We start from the raw sequence: 20115 nt of genomic DNA on the forward strand, positions 1-20115 counted from the left end.
ATATATAAAGAGGACTCTAAGCAGTCAAAAAGGGTGGTACCGCGGTTATTCGTCCCTTGTTTTGCTTAGAGTCCTTTTAATTTATAAAAGGAGAATTTACATGGATTATAAAGATACCCTGTTAATGCCAAAAACAGCTTTTAAAATGCGTGGCGGTTTAGTCAATAAAGAACCAAAAATGCAAGATCATTGGCGTGATATTGACCTCTATAACAAAAAGCTTAAATTGAATGAAGGTAACACACCATTTGTATTACATGATGGTCCACCGTATGCGAACGGTAATCTTCATATGGGGCATGCCTTGAACAAGATCATCAAAGACTTCATCATCCGTAATAAACAAATGCAAGGTTATTATTCACCTTACGTACCTGGTTGGGATACACACGGTCTGCCAATAGAACAAGCCTTAACAAACAAAGGTGTCGACAGAAAATCGATGTCGATTGAAGAATTTAGAAATAAATGTATTGAGTTTGCAAACTCTCAAATTGATATCCAACGTGAAGGATTTAAACGTATGGGTGTTGATGGTGAGTGGGACAACCCTTATTTAACTTACAAACCTGAATTTGAAGCATCTCAAGTCCGTGTCTTAAAAGATATGGTAGAAAAAGGTCTTATTTATAAAGGGAAAAAACCAATCTACTGGTCTCCTACAAGTGAGTCATCTCTTGCAGAAGCTGAATTAGAATACAAGGATAAAAAATCACCATCTATCTATGTTGCATTTGAAGTCACTGATGGTAAAGGTATTGTCGATAACGGTGTGAAATTTGTCATATGGACAACAACACCATGGACAATTCCATCAAACTTAGCACTGGCTGTTCATAAGAATTTAAACTATGTTCAGTTTAACTATCAAGGTGAAGAATACATCGTCGCTGAAGACCTATTAGATTTCTTCTGTGAAGAAGTAGAATTCGATAAGGAACAAGTAACCCGTACAAAAGAATTTAAAGGTGAGTCACTTGACCGTCTTGTTGCGCGTCACCCATTAATCGACCGTGACAGCTTAGTGGTTTTAGGTGATCATGTAACTACTGAAGCAGGTACTGGGGTAGTTCATACTGCACCTGGTCACGGAGATGATGACTTTAAAGTTGGCCAACAGTATGGTTTAGACGTCTTGAGTCCAGTAGATGACAAAGGTGTATTTACGAGTGAGGCTGGTAAATATGAAGGACTCTTCTATGATGAAGCTAATAAGGTGATCACTGAAGATCTAGAAGCTGCTGGCGCACTCTTAAAACTGTCATTCTATACACACTCATATCCACATGACTGGCGTACGAAAAAACCGGTTATATTCCGTGCCACACCACAGTGGTTTGCATCAATCGATGGTGTACGTCAAGACATCTTAGATGCCTTAATGGATACTAAATTCCAAGTAGAATGGAACCGTAAGCGCATGTACAACATGATTAAGAACAGAGGAGACTGGGTCATTTCTCGTCAGCGTGTCTGGGGTGTGCCACTACCGTTCTTCTATGCAGAAGATGGTCAGGAAATCATCGATGCAGATGTCATTGAGCACATTGCTACACTCTTTGAAAAACACGGTTCAAACATCTGGTTTGAATGGGATGCAAAAGATCTTCTACCTGAAGGCTTTAGCCATGAAGGCTCACCAAATGGTGAATTCACTAAAGAAACAGATATTATGGATGTATGGTTTGATTCTGGGTCAACACACCGCGGTGTCTTAGACTATAGAGATTATCTGACTTATCCTGCTGATCTTTACTTTGAAGGTTCAGACCAATATCGTGGTTGGTTTAACTCATCACTGATAACGAGTGTGGCAACAAAAGGGCACTCACCATACAAAGAACTACTTTCTCACGGTTTCGTTATGGACGGCCAAGGTAAGAAAATGTCTAAATCACTAGGCAATGTTATCCTACCGACTAAAGTAATGCAGCAAATGGGTGCAGATATTATCCGTTTATGGGTTATGTCATCTGACTTCCAAGAAGATGTTAGAGTGTCTGACGATATTCTTAAACAAGTATCTGAAGTTTACCGCAAAATCCGTAACACATTTAGATTTTTACTAGGTAACGTCAATGACTTTAATCCAAATGTTGATGCAGTGGCTTACGATGATTTATTTGAAGTGGATAAGTATATGTACAATCGCTTTAATAAATTAAAAACATTCATGCTAGATTCATATGATAAGTATGACTATGTAACGATGTATCAAACCGTACAGAACTTTATCAATGTAGATCTTTCTAACTTCTACTTAGATTATGGTAAAGACATTCTTTACATTGAAAAAGCGGATGCACCAATCAGACGTAGTTTACAGACAGTATTGTATAAGATTCTTAAAGAATTGAACTTATTACTAACACCGGTTCTTGTTCATACAACTGAGGAAATCTACGAGCACACACCGTTTACAGAAAAAGAAAGTGTGCACTTAGAACACTATCCAGAGCGTGAAGACATAGATCAAGCACTCGTTGAAAAATGGCAGAAATTCATGGCAGTTAGAGATGACGTGTATAAAGCTTTAGAAGTTGCAAGAAACGAAAAAGTCATCGGTAAATCATTAGATGCTAAAGTGACTATCAGTCAACCAGAAAACTTAGACTTAGACGATATACGTGGTAGCTTAGCACAGTTCTTCATCGTGTCTCAGGTTGAAGTAGTTGATGAACTCACTGACGGTACAGCTTATGACAACGTTAAGGTCAAAGTTGAGCATGCAGAAGGTGAACGTTGTAACCGTTGCTGGAACTATTCAACGGCAGATTCAATAGTGAGCGGTGAGGATGATATTTGCCCACGTTGCCGTGAAGTTGTGGATGCACTTTAAGTTATGAAAAAATATAGAATTGGTCCTATGTTAATCTTAGCCATTGGCATTCTCATCTTTGACCAGGTCACTAAATTCTTAGTCGCGACACAGATGTCGCTCGGAGAATCTATACCGGTTTTTGGAGAAACGCTACAGATTACTTCACATAGAAATAGTGGCGCTGCCTGGGGCATGTTTGAAGGTCGTATGATATTCTTTTACATCATCACAGTTATTGTGATTGGATTCTTAATTTATCTTTATAAAACAGAGGCAAACAACAATCTGATGATGCAAATCGGTATTGCTATGTTGTTAGCAGGTGCTATCGGTAACTTTATAGACCGATTACTGTTTCAAGAGGTGGTCGACTTTGTCGATGTGTTGATTATCAATTATGATTTTCCAATATTTAATGTAGCAGATAGTGCCTTAACAGTCGGCGTCATTATTCTATTAATCGAAGTATTTATAACGGGGAAAGGTAAGGAAACGAAATGACATTAATTATTGAAAGTTCCAATCAAGGCGATCGTCTAGATACGTTGCTCTCTAAAACCGAACCCGATACGTCACGAACAGACATTCAAAATAGAATTAAATCTGGCCATATTAAAGTCAATGGTCAAACTGTAAAATCAAATTATAAGGTGAAAACAGGCGATGAAATTGAGTTTCTAGAGAGAGAAACGATAGTGTCTGATATCACGCCTGAGAATTTAAATTTGAATATAATCTATGAAGATGAAGATGTAGCCGTTGTGGATAAACCTCGCGGTATGGTTGTTCACCCTGCTGCTGGTCATGCAACTGGAACACTCGTCAATGGACTGATGTATCAATTGGATAATCTTTCTGGTATTAACGGAGAACTCCGTCCTGGTATTGTCCATCGTATAGATAAGGATACGTCCGGCTTATTGATGGTTGCTAAAAATGATGTGGCACATAGAGCCTTGGTTGAACAACTTATGGATAAGACAGTGACGAGAAAGTATACAGCCCTTGTTCACGGTGTGATACCGCATAATTTAGGTACAGTTGAAGCGCCAATTGGGCGCAATCCTAAGGAACGACAGGATATGGCCGTTGTCGATGACGGTAAGGATGCTGTTACGCACTTCAATGTTATTGACCGCTTTAAAGATTTTACCCTTGTTGAATGTATCCTAGAAACAGGTCGTACACACCAGATTAGGGTACACATGAAGTATATTGGTTATCCTTTAGCTGGAGATCCTAAGTACGGACCGAGAAAAACAATAGACACTGATGGTCAGTTACTTCATGCAGGTGTGATCGGTTTTAATCATCCTAAAACAGGTGAGTATTTAGAGTTTAAACAGCCATTACCTGAGTACTTCACAAATGAACTGGATGAATTAAAACGAACAGAAAGTTAAAAGTTTTGTTGACTTAATATAAGTCGATTGTTATGATAGTTTCAATCAAATGAATACGAGGTCTTTAAATTTTAGTCCTGTGAGGCTAAGAAGACGTGACGCGCACATGGAAAACTACCTAGGATAGGTGTGTCTTTTCCATGTGATAATAGAGCATATCTATATACTCATGTCTTCGGACATGAGTATTTTTTTTTGTAAAAATGGAGGGAATTAAATGTCAGTCAAGATAATAATGGATGAAGCACAAATTAATCGGGCAGTTACACGCATGTCACATGAAATTTTAGAAAAACATAAAGGGCCTGAGAACATCGTCATCCTTGGTGTAAAAACACGAGGCGAGCACTTAGCGAAACGCATCACGGAAAAAATAGAGTCTATAGAAGGCGTAAAAATCCCATCAGGAACAATCGACATTAGCGGTTATCGAGATGATCGACCAGAAGATGCAAAGTCAAGTGATGCAGTGATCACTGAAGCAGATTACACAGATAAAAATGTAGTGATTGTCGATGATGTATTAGAAACAGGACGTACCATTAGAGCAGCTATCGATGCGATTTTAAATTTAGCTCGACCAAAGACCATTTCACTGTCCATATTAGTTGATAGAGGACATAGAGAACTACCTATTCGTCCTGACTATATCGGTAAAAATATACCGACATCTAAAAGTGAGAAGGTCATTGTAAAGGTTCACGAAGTTGACGGGGAAACGAGCGTCACAATCCAATAGTAAAAGGAGATGTACACATGTCAGGTAAAACGTCCGAAGATGCCTTATTTGAAAGAACGGTGGAACCAAAGTTAGATGTTCATGAAAGGCCGAAACTACTACAAGGGCTATTGCTCAGTTCACAGCACCTCTTCGCTATGTTCGGTGCCACAGTACTAGTACCCTTCTTAACTGGGTTACCAGTCAGCGCGGCACTGATTGCAAGTGGATTCGGGACACTGATTTATATTCTGGTCACCAAGGGACAGATACCAGCTTACCTCGGTTCAAGTTTTGCTTTTATACTTCCGATTACGATTGCACTTGGAGCGAATAGCCTTGGTGAAGTATTGACCGCACTATTCTTTAGTGGTGTGCTCTATGTATTAATTGGCTTCATAATTAAGCTCGCTGGTACTGATTGGATCATGAAAATGTTACCACCGATAGTTGTTGGACCGGTCATTATGGTAATTGGACTTGGCCTAGCACCAGTTGCAGTGGATATGGCCATGTACACGGACTCAGGGAATCAAGAAGGTTACAGTATAACTTATATTACAGTCGCTTTAATTACCTTGGTGATTACAATATTAGCTTCTATATTCTTAAAAGGTGTACTCGGTTTGATACCGATACTAATCGGTATCGTCGGAGGGTACATTACAGCCTTAATCTTCGGCATCGTCGACTTGAGTATTATCAGAGACACGGGTTGGTTTGTTTTACCTGACTTGTACGTTCCGTTTGTAGATTACACACCGGCGATGAATATAGGACTCTTCATCGTCATGCTACCGATCGTCTTTGTAACGATTTCAGAGCACATTGGACACCAGGTAGTCATCAATAAGATTGTCGGAAGGAACTTCTTTAAAAAGCCTGGTCTTCACCGTTCGCTCCTAGGTGATGGCCTTGCGACCATGTTTTCGAGCACGATTGGTGGCCCACCAACAACGACTTACGGTGAAAATATCGGAGTCTTGGCCATTACGAGAATTTTTTCGATCTGGGTTATCGGCGGGGCGGCTGTACTTGCAATTATCCTCGGTTTTGTTGGTAAATTTACAGCCGTAGTTCAAAGTATCCCTTCACCAGTCATGGGTGGGGTATCCATCCTGCTATTCGGGATCATCGCAGCTAGTGGTTTACGCATGCTCATCGATGCGAAAACTGACCTTGATAACAAGAGAAATCTCGTCATCGCTTCGGTCATACTGGTCATCGGCATCGGTAAGGCGCATCTAGATTTCACTATAGGAAACATTCCTTTTAACTTAGAAGGTATGGCACTCGCAGCACTTGCAGGCATATTATTAAATCTAATTTTACCTAACAAGGAGATGGACTAAATGAAAAACTTATTATCAATGGAAGAAGTTAACGTAAATGAAATTGAAGCTTTAATTACAAGGGCATTAGAGATTAAATACGGTAAGCCAGTGATGAAGTTAAACGATAAAACAGTCGTCAACTTGTTCTATGAAAACTCTACGCGTACAAAAGTGAGCTTTGAAATGGCAGAGAAAAACTTAAACCTAACCCAGCTACCTTTTGATATTGCAACGAGTTCAGTGTCTAAGGGTGAATCGCTCTACGATACATGTAAAACACTAGAAGCAATTGGAGCGGATGCACTGATCATTAGACATCCTGATAATAAGTACTATCAAGAATTAGAAAATATTAATATTCCCATCATCAACGGCGGTGACGGCAGTGGTTCACACCCAACACAGTCACTATTAGATATGATGACTATATATGAAAACTTAGGTAGAATTGCAGGATTAAAAATTGCGATTGTCGGTGATATCAAGCACTCAAGAGTTGCTAAATCTAATGCACAGGCGCTATCTAAAATGGGTGCAGATGTCTATTTCTCAGGGCCAGAAGTCCTACAAGAAGCGACACTCAATGTGCCTTATATCGATTTAGACGAAGCAGTTAAAACATGTGATGTTGTTATGTTATTAAGAGTACAGCATGAACGACATGAATCTTTTGAAGAAATGGATAAGTCAGAGTACAACCGCTTATACGGCATGAATGAGGAACGCTTAAAAGAAATGAAAAGTCATGCTATTATTATGCACCCTGCACCAATGAATAGAGGTGTTGAAATAACAGATAGCCTGGTTGAATGCGAAAAAAGTGTCATCTTTGAACAGATGTCAAACGGTGTTTTCATGCGTATGAGTATTTTAGAACGTGTACTGGAAGGAGAAGAATCATATGTCAATGCTACTAAAGCACGCTACGCTCTTATATAAAGGGTCTGAAATTACGAGAGATGTTCGTATAGAAGAGGGTATTGTCACTGAAATTGGTGAATCATTAACTGGCGGTGACAAAGAGATTGATTGTTCAGGGAAACTATTATCTGCAGGATTTGTCGATGTCCATGTTCATCTAAGAGAACCAGGTTTTGAACATAAAGAAACGGTTGCAACAGGATCAAAAGCAGCTGCTCGGGGTGGCTTTACAACCATCTGTCCAATGCCAAACACATCCCCAATCATTGATTCTATCGAAGAACTTAATAAGCTTAATGCAATTATAGAAAGAGATGCAGTGATTGAGGTATTGCCTTATGTTTCGATTACAAAAAGGTTAAAAGGAGATAAGCTTGTTGATTTCCCTGCCTTAAAGAAAGCTGGCGCATTTGCATTTACCGACGATGGTGTCGGTGTCCAAAGTGCGGATATGATGTACCGTGCCATGCAAAAGGCTGGTGAAATTGATATGCCGATTGTAGCGCATACAGAAGAGAATTCTCTTATATACGGTGGTGTCATTCATCAGGGTGAGACAAGTGAAAAATTAGATATTCCTGGTATCCCATCGATTACAGAAACAGTCCAAATTGCGAGGGACGTGCTCTTAGCTGAAGCGGCAGATTGTCATTATCATGTCTGTCACGTTTCAACGAAGGAAAGTGTGCGAGTGATTAGAGATGCGAAACGTGCAGGAATTAAAGTGACTGCAGAGGTCACACCGCACCACTTAGTATTAGACGAAAATGATATTACAACGCGAGACCCTAACTTTAAGATGAACCCACCACTTAGATCATCAACAGACAAACAAGCTTTAATTGAAGGGCTCTTAGACGGGACGATTGATTTTATTGCCACTGACCATGCACCCCATCATGAAGATGAGAAGAATGTAGGCATATTAAAAGCACCATTTGGCATTACTGGAAGTGAAAATGCCTTCCAGTTACTATACACGAGACTAGTACAAACAGACGTATTTACACTCGAACAACTGCTTGATTGGTTGACAGTAAAACCTGCCGAAGTTTTCAACTTAGATCGCGGGAAGTTAGAGGTTGGTCAACGTGCAGACTTAACTTTAATTGATTTAGAAAAGACCTATACGTTAAATAAAAAAGATTTTTTATCGAAATCACAGAACACACCTTTTGATGGTGTGGAACTAAACAGTGATATTGTCTTAACTATATCTCAAGGTCGTATCGTCTACGAAAATATGTGAAACAGGGGTGCCTCATGCTTAGAGAAGGTAAAGTGGTTGCTAAAAGTTACATAGCAAGAGATGTGTTTGAGTTTGTTATTGCAGTCGACCTCAAAAATATAGAAATTAGACCTGGTCAGTTTGTCCATGTACGGGTCTCGGAATCGACAGAACACGTCTTAAGACGACCGATTTCAATTTCTTCTGTCGATACAATCAATCATACAATCACACTTGTTTTTAGAGCTGGTGACCAATCGAGCGGTACTAATAAAATAGCACTAACTGCTGTCGGTGAGCATCTTGACCTATTGCTACCTCTAGGAAATGGCTATAAGTTAGATGATGTCAACCAAGGAGATAGTGTCCTCATTATCGGTGGAGGCATTGGTGTACCGCCACTCTACGAATTGGCTAAAAGATTGGATGATAGAGGGGTAAGGACGACACATATTCTCGGCTTTAACAGTGAAAAAGATGTGTTTTACGAAGATAAGTTTAAAGCGCTTGGGGAAACTTATATTGCCACTGCTGATGGCTCTTATGGCAATCCTGGATTCGTCACAGATGTCATTGAAGAAATTGGTGACGCTTTTGATAAGTTTTACGCTTGTGGTCCAAAGGTAATGTTAAAAGTCCTAGATGAAACCTTAGATATCGATGGCTATATTTCCCTAGAAGAACGAATGGGTTGTGGCATCGGTGTTTGTTATGCCTGTGTTTGTCAAAGTAGGAAACAAGGGCAGCTTAAAATATGTACAGATGGACCAGTATTTGAAAAGGGAGCGATTATTCTATGAATCACAAATTAAACGTCTCTTTACCTGGTCTAGACTTAAAAAATCCTGTCATGCCTGCTTCTGGTTGCTTTAGTTTTGGACAGGAATTCAGTAAACTATACAATTTATCTGAGCTTGGTGCAATTATGATTAAGGCAGCGACAGAAGAAGAACGAGAGGGTAATTTAACGCCTCGTGTAGCAGAAACATCAAGTGGTATGTTGAATGCAATTGGTCTACAAAACCCCGGTGTCGATCATATTATCGAAAATGAATTAAAGTTTCTAAATACATACGATGTACCTGTCATTGCTAATGTTGCCGGCACTACAATTGAAGATTATGTTGAGGTCGCAAGAAAAATTTCAGCTTCACCTACAGTAAAGGCTTTGGAATTAAATATATCTTGTCCAAATGTTAAAGAAGGTGGCATCCAATTTGGAACTGATCCAAAGACGGCAAAAGAATTAACACGGGCTGTTAAAGAAGTTAGTGAAAAACCAGTTTATGTTAAGCTTTCACCTAATGTAACGAGTATTGTTGACATGGCGAAAAGTGTGAGTGAGTATGCTGATGGCCTAACGATGATCAATACCTTAGTGGGTATGAAGCTCGATAGTAATGGAAAACCATTGCTCAATAATAAGACTGGCGGGCTCAGTGGGCCAGCTATAAAACCTGTTGCAATCAATATGGTCTATCAAGTCCGTCAAGCATTACCTGATATACCGATTATTGCTATGGGTGGGATTAGTAACGTTGATGATATCATTGATTTCATCAGTGTAGGCGCAGATGCCGTTGCAATAGGGACAATGAATTTTACAAATCCCTTTATTTGTAAAGAGCTAATCGAGCTTTTATCAAAAAAAGTGAGTGATATGAATTTAAACCACATACACGATATTAAAGGACGCGCATTTGTCTAAGAGGAGAAATATAATGACGAATTCACTAATTATCGCTTTAGATTATCCAAACTTAAAAGAAGCAAAAAAATTTTTAAAACATTTTGATGAGCCACTCTATGTCAAAGTCGGCATGGAATTATACATGCAAGAAGGTGCGAATGTTATTTCTTACTTAAAGGATGCGGGCCATCAAGTGTTTTTAGATTTAAAACTACATGATATTCCGACAACTGTAGAGAGAACGATGGCTGTCTTAGGTCATTTAGATGTTGATATGATCAATGTGCATGCCCAAGGTGGCTTCGACATGATGTACAGGGCAAGTATAGCTTTTAAAGCTGCTAATCAAAATGGCAAGATTATTGCAGTGACGCAATTGACATCTTTTGATGAAAAAACGATGCAAAAAGAACAGCAAACATCACTTTCTATGACAGACAGCGTCTTACATTATGCCAAGCTTGCCTATAAAGCTGGTTTGGATGGGGTGGTGTCATCACCATTAGAAAGTCGCTTGATTCATAATGAGATTACTGAAGATTTTTTAACAGTCACACCAGGCATACGCTTGACTGACAATAGATCGGACGATCAAGTACGTGTTGTCACGCCAGAACGTGCGCGACTGTTAACTTCAGATTATATTGTCGTCGGTCGACCAATTACTGAAAGTGATAATCCAAGAAGTGCATATCATCATATTAAACAACTATGGGAGGGTAAGTAAATTGTCTAAAAAAATTGCCAACATATTACTAAAACTCGGTGCGGTTAAGCTATCGACACTTGAACCCTTTACCTGGGCAAGCGGGATAAAGTCTCCAATCTATTGTGATAACAGACAGATTTTAGGAGATGTTAAGTCGCATAGAGCAGTTATTGAGAATTTTAAAAGTTTGGCCGGAAGATACGGCGCTATTGATGTAGTAGCCGGAACAGCAACAGCGGGCATACCACATGCAACCTTGCTAGCAGATCGATTAGATTTACCCTCCGCATATGTGAGAAGCAGTAAAAAATCACATGGTACAGGACGTCAAATAGAAGGGTCGCCGGTCGATGGTAAAAATGTATTATTAATTGAAGATTTGATTTCGACCGGCGGCTCTAGTCTAAACGCAGTTGAAGCTTTAAAAGAAGAAGGTGCCAATGTTGTCGGCGTACTTGCTATATTTTCTTACGGTATTGCAGGTGTAGAAGAAAAATTCTCCAGAGCAGATTGTAAATTAGAGGTGCTGACTAATTTAGATACGATTTTAAGTGAAGCGGTTGATTGTGGCGTCATAAATTCAGATGAGCATGTTCAGATTTTAGAATTTAGAGATGGTTTGTAAGGTATCGGCTCAATGTGAGGCCGACAGCGGTCCGGTAGAAGAATACCGGCTCAATGTGAACCTGACAGCGGGCCGCAAAACAAAAATCGGCTCACTGTAAAACACACAGTGAGCCGGCCTAAAATAAAATCTATATTTATTTTTCCATTGCTTTAACTTTGTCGCTATCTGGAGTCACATTGACTGTCGTCTGTTCTGAATAGCTAACAAAGCCTGGTTTCGTGCCAGGTATGTTTTTAACATGTTTGATTTCTGTATAGTCAACCGGTACTCCAGCAGATTGACCTGCCTTAGAGTAATATGCAGCTAACATTGCTGCCTCTAATATATCTGCTTCTTCTATATCATTTGCATTATGTGCAATAACGACGTGTGAACCTGGAATATCTTTAGTGTGGAACCACAGATGGTTGTTCTGAGCTTGACGGTTAGTCAAATAGTCATTTTGTTTATTATTTTTACCGACAAAGACAGGTAGGCCGTTTGAAGTCACAAATTCATGTAGCTGAATCTTTTTCTGTTTCTTTTTCTTCTTAGATTTCTGTGCTTTTATAATTCGCTCTTCAACAAGCTCTTGTCTAACTTCCTCTACTTCATCTTCTGTCGTAATATTCTCCATCTGATGCAGTAAATTATTAAAGTATTCAACATCCATATGCGCAATTCTTAGCTGTTCTTCAGCAATCTTTTCCCTATTTTTCAACTTATTATATCGGTTGTAAAAGTACTGTGCATTTTCAGACGGTGACCGTTGTTGATCTAAAGGAATATCAATTTCTTCATTTGTGTAATAGTCGAGTACCTTAACACTATCTTGAAATGGTTTAATCGTGTGCATATAGGCCGTTATCAATTCACCATACTTTTGATATTTGTCTTTTTCTTTTGCTTCTATTAAATCATCTTTAAGCTTATCAATCTTCCTAAGTGTCTTATCGTGCTCACGTTCAATAACTTGATAGTAGTCAGATGCTTTTTGTTTAATCATACTTTTTTGAGCTCTCTGATGGTAAAAGTCATCCATAAGTTCACTTAAACTATCGTAAGTTTTAGTTGGATTTCCAAGATGGTGGAGCCTAGTAAAGTAAAATACAGGTTTGTCTTGATCGTAAAATACTGGTTCCACTTTTTGACTGTCATCTAAGGCATCTTTAATCGCGTCGACGATGTTATCCTTATTAAAGTAGGTCACCTTAGACTCAACTTCTTTTACAAAGAGTGGGCTGAAGCCCTCAATATGATTTAAAATTTGCTTGTTGACCTTACCCTTATTCCAATCGATAAACTTCGGTAGCTCATTGATTTCAGAAGTTCTCGGATTTAATTTCTTACCTGTCGGCGGTTTTTCATAACTAAAGCCCGGCATGATGGTTCGGACATTGTTGTTTGGTGTGAGGTGTTTGATGCTTTCAATAATTTTATATGTTTGATCAGTTAAAATGATATTGGAATGACGTCCCATGATTTCTAAAATTAAAATTCGTTCGATATCATCACCAATATCATTTATAGCACGTATATGAATATGAACAATTCTATCGTTACCTTGTTGTTCTACTGAAGTGATGATGCCACCCTCGATGTGTTTTCTTAATACTCGAGTAAACATTGGGGGTTCAAATGGAAATTCATATTTTTCCCCTGTAATATGAAATCTTGAGAACATCGGATGACTACTGATTAATAATTGATGATTTTTACCAGCCGCGCGCATTTTAAAGAGAAGGGTAGTCTGGTCCATTTGATGTATTTTATTAATTTTACCACTCACTAGAAATTGTAATTCGTCTACAAGTGCATGTGTAAAATTTCCGTCTAAAGCCATGTGTATTCCTCCTCAAAATGATTACATATTATTTTATCATGAATGTCGGGTCAATGTCGGCAATATTGATGAAATTTCAGATGATCTATGATACATTAAGAAGTAATCAAAATTAGAAAGGTTACATTCCATGGTATCTGATAAAGGATTGCTCATCGTACTCTCAGGACCGTCTGGTGTCGGAAAAGGCACAGTTCGTAAAGCTATTTTCGATCATCCTGAGACTAACTTTAAATATTCAATTTCAATGACAACAAGAAACAAAAGAGAAGGCGAAGTTGATGGTGTCGATTACTTCTTTAAAACTAGGGAAGAATTTGAAACATTAATTCGTCAAGATAAGTTTATCGAGTACGCAGAATACGTCGGTAATTATTACGGTACTCCAGTGGATTATGTAAAAGAAACGACTGCCAATGGTCATGATGTCTTTTTAGAAATTGAAGTGGAAGGTGCCAAACAAGTCAGAGAAAAATTCCCTGAGGCCTTGTTTATCTTCTTAGCACCACCAACACTTAGTCAATTAGAACAACGACTCATCGGCCGTGGAACAGATTCACAAGAAGTCATCGACCACCGCATAAGAGAAGCGAAACGTGAGTTGAACATGATGAATCTTTACGATTATGTCGTTATTAATGATGATGTTACAAAAGCAAGAGAGAGTGTACAATGCATTGTTGAAGCGAGTCATCTGGAGCGGTCACGTGTAGAGAATAAGTTAAGAAAATTATTATTGGAGGCTGACAATTAATGTTATACCCAGCAGGTCACGAATTAAAAAAACATGTTGATTCAAAATATCTAGTAGTATCTATGGCAGCGAAACGCGCCAGAGATTTACAGGAGCATCCTGATCGTAAGCTTTTAGATTCATATCGTTCTAAGAAAAATGTTGGCTTTGCTTTAGAAGAAATTGCAGCCGGCAAAGTGACAGTAGATAAATAGTTCAAAAAATAACGCTGACAATTCATTGTCAGCTTTTTTTAAAGAGGTGGGAAATTTGGCAAATATCGTAATCGGTGTTACAGGCGGCATTGCCAGTTACAAGGCGATTGATTTAACGAGCAAACTCGTTCAAAGAGGCCATGCTGTTCGAGTCGTTTTAACAGATAACACACAAGAATTCGTTACACCACTCGCTTTTCAAGCTATCAGTCGTAACCATGTCTATACCAATACTTTTTTAGAAGAGGACCCAGCCTCCATTGCACATATTAAAATTGGTGAGTGGGCTGATGTAATTGCAGTTGTTCCAGTGACTGCAAATACTATAGGGAAATTTGCGAATGGTATCTATGACAACATGTTACTCAATGTACTCGCAGCGAATACTAAGCCGGTATTAATGGCGCCAGCAATGAATGTACACATGCTACATCAGCCTTCAGTACAAAACAATATCGATAAACTGCGTGCACAAGGCGTAACGTTCATTGACTCAGAATCAGGCTTTTTAGCATGTGGCTATAATGCTAAAGGACGTTTGGCAGACGTATTTAAGATCGTGGAAAAGCTTGAAGAAATGGTGACAGCAAAACAAGATTTTCTAGGTAAGAAAGTGTTAATTACGGCGGGCCCAACGCGTGAAAAACTCGACCCAATACGTTTCTTATCTAATTTTTCAAGTGGCAAGATGGGTTATAGTATCGCTGAAGCCTTTCAAGCACAGGGAGCAGATGTCACTTTAATTAGTGGACCGGTCAATCTACCGACACCTACTGGAGTCAGAAGAATTGATGTGGAATCAACAGAAGAGATGTTTGAGGCTGTAAAAGCACACATGAATAACGATATAGGTGTTTTCACTGCGGCAGTTTCTGACTATACAGTAAAAGATGTAAGTAGTAATAAGATGAAGAAGGTCAATGGCAAGTTACCTTCAATTGAACTTATCGAAACACAAGATATATTAAAATATGTGGGTCACAATTCAAAGAATATGTATGTTGTCGGTTTTGCAGCAGAGACACATGACGTTGAATCATATGCGCTTGGTAAGCTTGAAAATAAAAAGGCTGACGCAATTATTATGAATGATGTGTCGAATCCTGAAATTGGCATGAATTCGGATGACAATGAAGTAACAATGCTATTTAAAGATGGTACAAAACACCCATTACAAAAGATGAGTAAACGTCAATTAGCCAATCAAATAATAGAAGCTTTAAAAGAACGGGTGAAGGATTAATGTATGCATCTGTCATCGTGAGTGTGACTTCAAAAGATGTTAATCGTTTGTTTGACTATAAAGTACCTGATCATTTAAAAGATGTAATAAAAGTCGGGCACAGGGTCTTTGTCCCCTTTGGCCCGAGACATATTCAAGCATATGTCATGGCGTTAAATGAATATAGTGATGTTCCTGAAAATAAAGTCAAAGAAATTGTTAAAGTCATGGATGTCGAGCCGGTTCTAACAACAGAATTAGTCGCCTTATCAAAAAAGCTTGCGAACTATTATATAGAACCCTATATATCAGTGATTGAAACGATATTACCAGCAGCCTTGAAGACCAAAGCAAAAAAAGTCTTACATTTAAATGATAATGCGACAGCAGAAGCTCGGTTCATGTATGAATCCTTAAACAATGGTCAACTTATAGAGACGAAAAGTTTATCAACGAAAGAACTTGCATCACTTTTACCCTATATAAATCAGGGTGAGGTTTATGAGGATATTCAACTGAGTCAACATACGAGAAAGAAAACCCAAAAAGCGGTGGAGTCACTCTACCTAAATAAATCAACATTGGAACGTGCACCCAAGCAACTTGAAGCGCTCTATGCTGTTGAACAAGCTGAGGAACCTGTATTATTAAGCGATCTTAAGGACCAAGGATATTCTGAAGCAATTGTTAGAGAATTAGAGAAAAAAGGTTTTGTTAGAAAGTTAGACGTTGTCGTTGAAAGAGACCCGTTTGATGGGAAGGTTTTTGAAGCAGACCAGAAGAAAACCTTAACCAAAGAACAAGATGAAGCATTTAAGTCGATTAACCAAGCAGTTATAGAGGGCCAAATTAACACCTATCTCTTACACGGTGTGACCGGTAGTGGGAAGACTGAGGTATATTTACAACTCATTGAAACAACACTAAAAGAAGGAAAAGAAGCGTTAATGCTCGTACCTGAAATTGCTTTAACACCGCAGATGGTTAACCGTTTTAAGGCGCGTTTTGGTGATGATGTTGCTGTACTGCATTCCGCCTTAAGCCATGGTGAAAAATACGATGAGTGGAGAAAGATTAGTGATGGACGTGCGCGTGTTTCAGTAGGTGCACGTTCTTCCATATTTGCACCTTTTAAAAATATAGGGTTAATTATCATCGATGAAGAGCACGAAACGACCTATAAGCAATCTGAAAGACCGATGTATCATGCTGCTGAAGTGGCAAAATTAAGAGCGGAATTCCATAGTTGTCCAGTCGTCTTAGGCTCAGCGACACCGTCATTAGAAAGTTTTGCTCGTGCACAAAAAGGTGTGTATGATTTATTTACTTTAAGCGAACGTCCAAATATGAATCCATTGCCGACCGCAGAAATTGTCGATATGGCTGAGGAACATAAAGAAGGTAATGCTGGAATTTTATCGGCACGTTTAAAAGAAGCGATTCATTCGAGAATAGACAAAGGTGAACAGACCGTGCTCTTGTTAAACCGACGCGGTTTTGCAAACTTTCAAATCTGCCAAAATTGTGGTCACGTACCACAGTGTCCTAACTGTGATATTTCCCTAACTTATCATAAGACGAATCAGAGTTTGATGTGTCACTATTGTGGTTATGAGGAAGCGGTCAAGAAGCAGTGTCAAGACTGTGGCGCGAGTGATGTAACCTTTAGAGGGACTGGGACACAAAAAGTTGAAGAAATTTTAAGAGATACTTTTGGTGTCGATATCGTCAGAATGGATGTTGATACTACCCAAAATAAAGGAGCACATGAACAATTACTGAAAACTTTCGAAGAACAAAAAGTTCCCATTCTCCTTGGGACTCAGATGATTGCTAAAGGTTTAGACTATCCCAATGTGACCTTAGTCGGCGTCCTAAACGCAGATACGATGTTAAATTTGCCAGACTTTAGGGCGAATGAACGCACCTTTCAATTGCTCACTCAGGTTGCAGGGCGTGCAGGGCGCCACAGTCTACCTGGAGAGGTCATTTATCAGACGTACAATCCAACGCATTATACAATCACTATGGCTAAGGACAATAACTATATTGATTTTTATAGCAAAGAGATGGACTTTAGAAAGTTTGCGCGTTATTCACCGTATTATTTTCATGTCCTATTCACCATATCTAGTGAGCAGATTAAGGATTGTTTAAATGCAACGACAGATATTCATCAAACGCTTGTTGATAGTGTATCCACTTCTGCTTATATTATCGGACCGTCACCAAGCCCAATTGAAAGGATTAAGAACAAGCATCGCTTTCAAATCCTGTTAAAATATAAGAGAGAGCCTGCCCTGATGGATGTATTAAATCAGCTTGATTTAAAATATACTGAGTTATATAAGAAAAGTGGTATATCATTAAAAATTGATGTCGATCCACAATTCATAATGTAGGAGTTTAATTATGACAAAAATAATATTTATGGGTACACCTGATTTTTCGGTGCCAATTTTAAAAGAACTTCAAAAAGAATACGGTGTTGATTTAGTTATCTCTCAACCTGCTAGACCAGTCGGCAGAAAAAAAGTGCTGACAGATCCACCCGTTGCAGTTGCAGCTAAATTGCTCGGTATAGAGGTGTATCAACCAGAAACAATGCAGACTGATGAAGCCCTTCAAAAGGTAAGTGACATTGAGCCAGACCTAATTATCACCGCTGCATTTGGGCAATTATTACCTGAAAGCGTTCTAGAAGTACCAAGATACGGTGCCTTAAATGTGCATGCTTCACTCCTACCTAAACATAGAGGGGGTGCACCCATTCACCGTGCGATCATGAGCGGTGACTCACATACTGGTGTGACGATTATGTATATGGCGAAAAAACTAGATGCAGGGGATATTATTAGTAGCGAGCGTATTGAAATCAAAGATGAAGATGATACGGGTACCTTATTTAATAAATTAAGTTATGTCGGTGCATCTTTATTGATGAAAACTTTACCTTCAGTTTTAAGTGGAGAAAATGAGAGAACAGAACAAGATCATGACGCAGCAACTTTCAGTGCTAACATTTCTAAAAAGGATGAAATCATTGACTTTACTAAAGACGCAAGAGATGTCTTTAATACAATTAGAGGCTTAAATCCATGGCCTGTTGGACATACGACCTTAGATGATAAACGCTTAAAAATATTTAGTGCGTCCTTAACAAATGAAACAACAAACAAGCCTGCTGGAACAATTGTCAAACTGTCTGACGATGGCTTTTTAGTAGCGACAGGAGATGGTTTACTCATCAATTTAACAGAAGTACAACTCGCTGGTAAAAAGCGTGTAAAAGCCTTAGATTTTATAAATAATCAAAAGAACCTAATAGGGGAAAGACTAGGGGTGGATCATGACAGTTAGAGCAATTGCACTCGACTTATTCGAGGCTGTAATAACGGATAAGGCCTATAGTAATATCGCCTTAAATGAAGCCTTAAGATATGAAGACCTATCAACTGAAGATAAGGGACTTTTGACTGAAATACTATATGGTACCTTACAAAGAAAGTTGACTTTAGAGCACTTTATTAAGCCATTTGTTAGGACTAAGTTAAAACGTTGGCAAAGACACTTACTCCTTATAAGTGTCTATCAATTAGAATATCTAGATAGAGTACCGGATTATGCGGTTATCAATGAAGCGGTGGAAATCGCTAAAGATGAAGGTGGTCCGGGCTCAGCTAAACAAATTAACGGGATATTAAGAGCTTACTTAAGAAGTGAACGTCCTGGTTTTACAAATATTAAAGACGATGCACACAGGTTATCATTAATGTATAGCATGCCTAAATGGATTATTAGACATTGGTTTAAACATTATAGTTATGATGAAACTGAAAAGATTTTAGATGCATTGAATGAGCGTCCACAAATGTATTTAAGAACGAATAAGAAATTAATTGATAGAGATGATTTAATCAAAACATTAACCGCTGAAGGATACATGGTGGCACCATCAGACTTGCATCCCGATGCGATTCGTTTCAATGGACAAAATATTACTTTATCCCAAAGTTATAAAGATGGACTGTTTGCAATACAAGATGTTTCTTCGATGTTTGTAGCTATGGCGCTAAAACCAGAAGATAATGATGTAATATTAGATGCATGTAGTGCACCAGGCGGTAAAGGCATGCATGCTTTAGAGTCGATGCATGGTGGAGAAGTCGTTTTCGCTGACTTACATGACCACAAAATTACATTGATTAACAATGAAGCAACACGTCTAAAACATACCAATTATCAAGCGTTATCAGCAGATGCGAAAAGTTTTGATTACGGTAGACAGTTTGACCGCATTATTGTTGATGCACCGTGTTCAGGACTCGGTGTAATTAAGCGAAAACCTGAAATTAAATATGAACGATCTTCTGACAGTATAGAAGAACTCGTTGAATTACAATTAGAAATACTGGATAATGTAAAAAAACACTTAAAACCTGGTGGGATTTTAATCTATTCAACGTGTACCATTCATCAGTTGGAGAATGAAAATGTTGCTTTTACCTTCAAAAAGAAACACGACGACATAGAGTTTGATGATTTCTCCATTCCAGCTTTTGATTTTACCGGACCGTACCGACAAATCTTACCCTATGAACATGATACAGATGGCTTTTTTATAGCAAGATTTAAGAAGTCACAAAGTTGATCAACGGAAGTGAGGGTTTA

18 protein-coding genes are annotated in these 20115 nt (G+C 38.6%); 17 read left to right on the top strand and 1 reads right to left on the bottom strand.

The window, feature by feature from the left end:
• Nucleotides 1-100: 100 nt before the first annotated feature.
• The 11 genes from ileS to pyrE all read left to right on the top strand — a co-directional run bounded on the left by ileS (nucleotide 101) and on the right by pyrE (nucleotide 11449).
• The gene (gene ileS, locus H624_RS0110410; RefSeq protein WP_026867541.1) at nucleotides 101-2839 is read left to right on the top strand and encodes an isoleucine--tRNA ligase; all 2739 of its coding nucleotides are present in this window, start codon (nucleotides 101-103) and stop codon (nucleotides 2837-2839) included.
• A gap of 3 nt (nucleotides 2840-2842) precedes the next feature.
• Nucleotides 2843-3322, top strand: a complete 480-nt coding sequence (gene lspA / locus H624_RS0110415; protein WP_026867542.1) for a signal peptidase II — start codon at nucleotides 2843-2845, stop codon at nucleotides 3320-3322.
• On the top strand, nucleotides 3319-4224 hold the full coding sequence (locus tag H624_RS0110420) for an RluA family pseudouridine synthase (RefSeq protein ID WP_026867543.1): 906 nt from the start codon (nucleotides 3319-3321) through the stop codon (nucleotides 4222-4224). Before lspA ends, H624_RS0110420 begins: the two co-directional genes overlap by 4 nt.
• 217 nt (nucleotides 4225-4441) lie before the next feature.
• On the top strand, nucleotides 4442-4963 hold the full coding sequence (gene pyrR, locus H624_RS0110425; protein WP_026867544.1) for a bifunctional pyr operon transcriptional regulator/uracil phosphoribosyltransferase PyrR: 522 nt from the start codon (nucleotides 4442-4444) through the stop codon (nucleotides 4961-4963).
• Nucleotides 4964-4980: 17 nt separating this feature from the next.
• Complete coding sequence (locus H624_RS0110430; protein WP_026867545.1) at nucleotides 4981-6294, top strand: solute carrier family 23 protein; 1314 nt, start codon at nucleotides 4981-4983, stop codon at nucleotides 6292-6294.
• Nucleotides 6295-7215, top strand: a complete 921-nt coding sequence (locus tag H624_RS12085) for an aspartate carbamoyltransferase catalytic subunit (RefSeq protein WP_051220571.1) — start codon at nucleotides 6295-6297, stop codon at nucleotides 7213-7215.
• Complete coding sequence (locus H624_RS0110440; RefSeq protein WP_026867546.1) at nucleotides 7178-8446, top strand: dihydroorotase; 1269 nt, start codon at nucleotides 7178-7180, stop codon at nucleotides 8444-8446. Before H624_RS12085 ends, H624_RS0110440 begins: the two co-directional genes overlap by 38 nt.
• 14 nt (nucleotides 8447-8460) lie before the next feature.
• Nucleotides 8461-9225 (top strand): dihydroorotate dehydrogenase electron transfer subunit, encoded by a 765-nt coding sequence (locus H624_RS0110445; RefSeq protein WP_026867547.1) that lies wholly within the window; start codon nucleotides 8461-8463, stop codon nucleotides 9223-9225.
• Complete coding sequence (locus tag H624_RS0110450; RefSeq protein ID WP_026867548.1) at nucleotides 9222-10133, top strand: dihydroorotate dehydrogenase; 912 nt, start codon at nucleotides 9222-9224, stop codon at nucleotides 10131-10133. Before H624_RS0110445 ends, H624_RS0110450 begins: the two co-directional genes overlap by 4 nt.
• A gap of 13 nt (nucleotides 10134-10146) precedes the next feature.
• The gene (gene pyrF / locus H624_RS0110455; RefSeq protein ID WP_026867549.1) at nucleotides 10147-10842 is read left to right on the top strand and encodes an orotidine-5'-phosphate decarboxylase; all 696 of its coding nucleotides are present in this window, start codon (nucleotides 10147-10149) and stop codon (nucleotides 10840-10842) included.
• A gap of 1 nt (nucleotide 10843) precedes the next feature.
• Entirely contained in the window at nucleotides 10844-11449 is a 606-nt protein-coding gene (gene pyrE / locus H624_RS0110460) for an orotate phosphoribosyltransferase (RefSeq protein ID WP_026867550.1), read from the top strand.
• Nucleotides 11450-11585: 136 nt separating this feature from the next.
• On the opposite strand, the gene H624_RS0110465 is transcribed toward pyrE, so the two are convergent.
• On the bottom strand, nucleotides 11586-13274 hold the full coding sequence (locus H624_RS0110465) for an Rqc2 family fibronectin-binding protein (RefSeq protein WP_026867551.1): 1689 nt from the start codon (nucleotides 13272-13274) through the stop codon (nucleotides 11586-11588).
• A 130-nt stretch (nucleotides 13275-13404) separates the two neighbouring features.
• Here H624_RS0110465 and gmk point away from each other — a divergent pair, with 130 nt between their 5' ends.
• Genes gmk through rsmB form a run of 6 tightly spaced genes read left to right on the top strand, consistent with a single transcriptional unit; the run spans nucleotide 13405 to nucleotide 20095 of the window.
• Nucleotides 13405-14028 carry a guanylate kinase gene (gene gmk, locus H624_RS0110470; protein WP_026867552.1) on the top strand — a complete coding sequence of 208 codons (624 nt, stop codon included), beginning with the start codon at nucleotides 13405-13407 and terminating at the stop codon, nucleotides 14026-14028.
• Complete coding sequence (rpoZ, locus tag H624_RS0110475; protein WP_026867553.1) at nucleotides 14028-14222, top strand: DNA-directed RNA polymerase subunit omega; 195 nt, start codon at nucleotides 14028-14030, stop codon at nucleotides 14220-14222. Before gmk ends, rpoZ begins: the two co-directional genes overlap by 1 nt.
• A 55-nt stretch (nucleotides 14223-14277) precedes the next feature.
• Nucleotides 14278-15465, top strand: coding sequence for a bifunctional phosphopantothenoylcysteine decarboxylase/phosphopantothenate--cysteine ligase CoaBC (gene coaBC, locus H624_RS0110480; RefSeq protein ID WP_026867554.1), 1188 nt, complete (start codon nucleotides 14278-14280; stop codon nucleotides 15463-15465).
• Nucleotides 15465-17846 carry a primosomal protein N' gene (gene priA / locus H624_RS0110485; RefSeq protein ID WP_026867555.1) on the top strand — a complete coding sequence of 794 codons (2382 nt, stop codon included), beginning with the start codon at nucleotides 15465-15467 and terminating at the stop codon, nucleotides 17844-17846. Before coaBC ends, priA begins: the two co-directional genes overlap by 1 nt.
• A 10-nt stretch (nucleotides 17847-17856) precedes the next feature.
• The gene (gene fmt / locus H624_RS0110490; RefSeq protein WP_026867556.1) at nucleotides 17857-18804 is read left to right on the top strand and encodes a methionyl-tRNA formyltransferase; all 948 of its coding nucleotides are present in this window, start codon (nucleotides 17857-17859) and stop codon (nucleotides 18802-18804) included.
• The gene (gene rsmB, locus H624_RS0110495; protein ID WP_026867557.1) at nucleotides 18794-20095 is read left to right on the top strand and encodes a 16S rRNA (cytosine(967)-C(5))-methyltransferase RsmB; all 1302 of its coding nucleotides are present in this window, start codon (nucleotides 18794-18796) and stop codon (nucleotides 20093-20095) included. The genes fmt and rsmB overlap by 11 nt, the downstream gene beginning before the upstream one ends.
• Nucleotides 20096-20115 lie beyond the last annotated feature (20 nt).

Origin of the sequence: Jeotgalicoccus marinus DSM 19772, from assembly GCF_000425825.1 — a bacterium.
Taxonomy (GTDB): Bacteria; Bacillota; Bacilli; order Staphylococcales; family Salinicoccaceae; genus Jeotgalicoccus; species Jeotgalicoccus marinus.

Bases quoted from the DNA above. Each gene is read 5' to 3' on its own strand.
- H624_RS0110450 (WP_026867548.1), top strand. From the start codon at position 9,222: ATGAATCACAAATTAAACGTCTCTTTACCTGGTCTAGACTTAAAAAAT.
- pyrF (WP_026867549.1), top strand. From the start codon at position 10,147: ATGACGAATTCACTAATTATCGCTTTAGATTATCCAAACTTAAAAGAA.
- H624_RS0110445 (WP_026867547.1), top strand. From the start codon at position 8,461: ATGCTTAGAGAAGGTAAAGTGGTTGCTAAAAGTTACATAGCAAGAGAT.
- rsmB (WP_026867557.1), top strand. From the start codon at position 18,794: ATGACAGTTAGAGCAATTGCACTCGACTTATTCGAGGCTGTAATAACG.
- H624_RS0110465 (WP_026867551.1), bottom strand. From the start codon at position 13,274: ATGGCTTTAGACGGAAATTTTACACATGCACTTGTAGACGAATTACAA.
- priA (WP_026867555.1), top strand. From the start codon at position 15,465: ATGTATGCATCTGTCATCGTGAGTGTGACTTCAAAAGATGTTAATCGT.
- H624_RS0110440 (WP_026867546.1), top strand. From the start codon at position 7,178: ATGTCAATGCTACTAAAGCACGCTACGCTCTTATATAAAGGGTCTGAA.
- fmt (WP_026867556.1), top strand. From the start codon at position 17,857: ATGACAAAAATAATATTTATGGGTACACCTGATTTTTCGGTGCCAATT.
- gmk (WP_026867552.1), top strand. From the start codon at position 13,405: ATGGTATCTGATAAAGGATTGCTCATCGTACTCTCAGGACCGTCTGGT.
- H624_RS0110420 (WP_026867543.1), top strand. From the start codon at position 3,319: ATGACATTAATTATTGAAAGTTCCAATCAAGGCGATCGTCTAGATACG.
- lspA (WP_026867542.1), top strand. From the start codon at position 2,843: ATGAAAAAATATAGAATTGGTCCTATGTTAATCTTAGCCATTGGCATT.
- ileS (WP_026867541.1), top strand. From the start codon at position 101: ATGGATTATAAAGATACCCTGTTAATGCCAAAAACAGCTTTTAAAATG.
- pyrR (WP_026867544.1), top strand. From the start codon at position 4,442: ATGTCAGTCAAGATAATAATGGATGAAGCACAAATTAATCGGGCAGTT.
- H624_RS12085 (WP_051220571.1), top strand. From the start codon at position 6,295: ATGAAAAACTTATTATCAATGGAAGAAGTTAACGTAAATGAAATTGAA.
- rpoZ (WP_026867553.1), top strand. From the start codon at position 14,028: ATGTTATACCCAGCAGGTCACGAATTAAAAAAACATGTTGATTCAAAA.
- H624_RS0110430 (WP_026867545.1), top strand. From the start codon at position 4,981: ATGTCAGGTAAAACGTCCGAAGATGCCTTATTTGAAAGAACGGTGGAA.